At 48.8% G+C, this 4,313-nt stretch carries 2 tRNA genes and 3 rRNA genes (1 of these 5 only partly in view); all 5 read left to right on the top strand.

Annotation, left to right across the window (positions count from 1 at the left end):
- Window positions 1-308: ribosomal RNA gene (locus tag R6254_RS19365) — 16S ribosomal RNA — on the top strand (it extends 1,223 nt beyond the left edge of the window).
- 113 nt (window positions 309-421) lie between these two features.
- Window positions 422-498: transfer RNA gene (locus R6254_RS19370), tRNA-Ile, on the top strand.
- Between the two features lie 28 nt (window positions 499-526).
- A tRNA-Ala gene (locus tag R6254_RS19375) sits at window positions 527-602 on the top strand.
- Window positions 603-901: 299 nt separating this feature from the next.
- Window positions 902-3,780 (top strand): 23S ribosomal RNA (locus tag R6254_RS19380).
- Window positions 3,781-3,925: 145 nt separating this feature from the next.
- Window positions 3,926-4,038 (top strand): 5S ribosomal RNA (rrf, locus tag R6254_RS19385).
- Together the 16S, 23S and 5S rRNA genes with 2 tRNA genes alongside form the textbook arrangement of a ribosomal RNA operon.
- The last annotated feature ends 275 nt before the right edge of the window (window positions 4,039-4,313 follow it).

The following is a 4,313-nucleotide window of genomic DNA, read 5'->3' on the forward strand; positions in this document are numbered from 1 at the left end:
TACAATGGATGGTACAGAGGGTTGCCAACCCGCGAGGGGGAGCTAATCCCATAAAACCATTCGTAGTCCGGATCGCAGTCTGCAACTCGACTGCGTGAAGTCGGAATCGCTAGTAATCGCGGATCAGAATGTCGCGGTGAATACGTTCCCGGGTCTTGTACACACCGCCCGTCACACCATGGGAGCGGGTTCTGCCAGAAGTAGTTAGCCTAACCGCAAGGAGGGCGATTACCACGGCAGGGTTCGTGACTGGGGTGAAGTCGTAACAAGGTAGCCGTATCGGAAGGTGCGGCTGGATCACCTCCTTTCTGGAAATATGCAATCAAATTCTTACGCCCATTCTTATCGGCTGTTGTCTTAAACAACAGCATTGGTCATCAATCTAATTGGTGCTACCTTCAGGTTCTTTAGAGAATTCAGAGGGTCTGTAGCTCAGCTGGTTAGAGCACCGTCTTGATAAGGCGGGGGTCGTTGGTTCGAGTCCAACCAGACCCACCAAATCAGGTTTGAAGCGGTTTTGATTCCTGGGGGATTAGCTCAGCTGGGAGAGCACCTGCTTTGCAAGCAGGGGGTCGTCGGTTCGATCCCGTCATCCTCCACCAACTTATCTCGGACGTATTTAATTAATGCAAAGCATCTTTTTTAAGGATGCTTTGTGTTGATTGATTTATATCAATTATTGGCTGTTCTTTAAAAATTCATAGAGTTAAATCAGCGTTGCTAGCGGAAACTGCACATTCGTAAAGGTTTAGTGCAGACCGTGCCGCTAGTGACATTTAATAGAAATTTTGATTGCGTCAAAATGAACTTCAGACTTCACGTTTGAAGATTACGGCATAACGCGTTTGGTGAAAGACCAGACACATTCCTTGTATATCTCTTTGAGAAATCAAAGTTATAGGGTCAAGTGAATAAGAGCACATGGTGGATGCCTTGGCAATGATAGGCGACGAAAGACGTGATAGCCTGCGATAAGCTTCGGGGAGCTGGCAAATTAGCTTTGATCCGGAGATTTCTGAATGGGGAAACCCACCGAAAGGTATCGCATACTGAATACATAGGTATGCGAGGCGAACCGGGTGAACTGAAACATCTCAGTAGCTCGAGGAAAAGACATCAACCGAGATTCCGAAAGTAGTGGCGAGCGAAATCGGAGAAGCCTGTTAGTGATAGCAAGATTCTTAGCAGAACAGTCTGGAAAGGCTGACGATAGTGGGTGATAGTCCCGTATGCAAAAAGAAACTTGTGATACTAAGCTAACGAAAAGTAGGGCGGGACACGAGAAATCCTGTCTGAATATGGGGGGACCATCCTCCAAGGCTAAATACTCATCATTGACCGATAGTGAACTAGTACCGTGAGGGAAAGGCGAAAAGAACCCCGGGAGGGGAGTGAAATAGATCCTGAAACCGTGTGCTTACAAAAAGTAGGAGCCTCGAAAGGGGTGACTGCGTACCTTTTGTATAATGGGTCAGCGACTTACATTCAGTGGCAAGCTTAACCGAATAGGGAAGGCGTAGGGAAACCGAGTCCGAATAGGGCGTCTCAGTCGCTGGGTGTAGACCCGAAACCAAGTGATCTATCCATGGCCAGGATGAAGGTGCGGTAACACGCACTGGAGGTCCGAACCGACTAGTGTTGCAAAACTAGCGGATGAGCTGTGGATAGGGGTGAAAGGCTAAACAAACTTGGAAATAGCTGGTTCTCTCCGAAAACTATTTAGGTAGTGCCTCAAGTATTACCGTCGGGGGTAGAGCACTGTTTTGGCTAGGGGGTCATGGCGACTTACCAAACCAAGGCAAACTCCGAATACCGACGAGTACAGCTTGGGAGACAGAGCACCGGGTGCTAACGTCCGGACTCAAGAGGGAAACAACCCAGACCGCCAGCTAAGGTCCCTAAAATTGGCTAAGTGGGAAACGAAGTGGGAAGGCTATAACAGTCAGGATGTTGGCTTAGAAGCAGCCATCATTTAAAGAAAGCGTAATAGCTCACTGATCGAGTCGTCCTGCGCGGAAGATGTAACGGGGCTAAGCCAGTTACCGAAGCTGCGGATGTGCAATTTATTGCACGTGGTAGGAGAGCGTTCTGTAGGCCTGTGAAGGTGGTGGTGTAAACCCTGCTGGAGGTATCAGAAGTGCGAATGCTGACATGAGTAGCGTTAAAGGGGGTGAAAAGCCCCCTCGCCGTAAGCGCAAGGTTTTCTACGCAACGTTCATCGGCGTAGAGTGAGTCGGCCCCTAAGGCGAGGCAGAGATGCGTAGCTGATGGGAAACAGGTCAATATTCCTGTACCGATGTGTAGTGCGATGTGGGGACGGAGAAGGTTAACTCAGCCAACTGTTGGATATGTTGGTTCAAGCTTGTAGTCGTGCCTGGTAGGCAAATCCGCCGGGCTTAGATGAGGAGTGATAACGAGTCTGCTTGCAGACGAAGTGAGTGATACCCTGCTTCCAGGAAAAGCCACTAAGCTTCAGCTACACACGACCGTACCGCAAACCGACACTGGTGCGCGAGATGAGTATTCTAAGGCGCTTGAGAGAACTCAGGAGAAGGAACTCGGCAAATTGACACCGTAACTTCGGAAGAAGGTGTGCCTTTAGTAGGTGAACCATTTACTTGGGGAGCCCAATGAGGCTGCAAAAAATCGGTGGCTGCAACTGTTTATTAAAAACACAGCACTCTGCTAAGACGAAAGTCGACGTATAGGGTGTGACTCCTGCCCGGTGCTGGAAGATTAAATGATGGGGTGCAAGCTCTTGATTGAAGTCCCAGTAAACGGCGGCCGTAACTATAACGGTCCTAAGGTAGCGAAATTCCTTGTCGGGTAAGTTCCGACCTGCACGAATGGAGTAATGATGGCCACACTGTCTCCTCCTGAGACTCAGCGAAGTTGAAATGTTTGTGATGATGCAATCTCCCCGCGGAAAGACGGAAAGACCCCATGAACCTTTACTGTAGCTTTGTATTGGACTTTGAACAGATCTGTGTAGGATAGGTGGGAGGCTTTGAAGCCGGGACGCTAGTCTCGGTGGAGCCAACGTTGAAATACCACCCTGGTGTGTTTGAGGTTCTAACCTAGGTCCATTATCTGGATCGGGGACAGTGCATGGTAGGCAGTTTGACTGGGGCGGTCTCCTCCCAAAGTGTAACGGAGGAGTTCGAAGGTACGCTAGTTACGGTCGGACATCGTGACGATAGTGCAATGGCATAAGCGTGCTTAACTGCGAGACTGACAAGTCGAGCAGATGCGAAAGCAGGACATAGTGATCCGGTGGTTCTGTATGGAAGGGCCATCGCTCAACGGATAAAAGGTACTCTGGGGATAACAGGCTGATACCGCCCAAGAGTTCATATCGACGGCGGTGTTTGGCACCTCGATGTCGGCTCATCTCATCCTGGGGCTGTAGCCGGTCCCAAGGGTATGGCTGTTCGCCATTTAAAGAGGTACGTGAGCTGGGTTTAAAACGTCGTGAGACAGTTTGGTCCCTATCTTCCGTGGGCGCTGCAGATTTGAGGAAGCCTGCTCCTAGTACGAGAGGACCGGAGTGGACGAACCTCTGGTGTACCGGTTGTCACGCCAGTGGCATTGCCGGGTAGCTAAGTTCGGAAGAGATAACCGCTGAAAGCATCTAAGCGGGAAACTCGTTTCAAGATTAGATCTGCCGGGGCCTTGAGCCCCCTAAAGAGTCGTTCAAGACCAGGACGTTGATAGGTCAGGTGTGGAAGCGCAGTAATGCGTTAAGCTAACTGATACTAATTGCTCGTGCGACTTGACCCTATAACTTTGATTAGATTCAAGGTTGTTATGCCCAAGTGACGCATTCAAAATACTGCTCTCGCAAGAGAGTAAGACATTAAATAAAAGCTGATTTACTCTATGAATCCGATGACTTGTTCCATGAACAAGTTGTCAACAAGTTATGCCTGATGACCATAGCAAGTTGGTACCACTCCTTCCCATCCCGAACAGGACAGTGAAACGACTTAGCGCCGATGATAGTGCGGATTCCCGTGTGAAAGTAGGACATTGTCAGGCTCTTACAGCAAGAAACGCCCAGCTGATGTCAGCTGGGCGTTTTCTTTCCTAAGGTACAGGCTTTGCTTTTTGCATCAAGATTTCTTATCTGTAAACTGTGATGTTTTTAATTTTTACTCTCCAGCGAGTGTGAAAATTAAAAGTTTCAAGAAGTTGACCGAGATGAAAAATCCGGTATATAATTTGAGGCTCAGCTGATTACAGCTACCGACGAAAACGAAGCAGCAAGCTGCTAAGGAAGTAGTCAGGATCATTAAAAATTTACAGCCGATAAG

It is taken from the genome of Polaromonas potterensis (genome assembly GCF_033446725.1).
GTDB lineage: Bacteria > Pseudomonadota > Gammaproteobacteria > Burkholderiales > Burkholderiaceae_C > Polaromonas.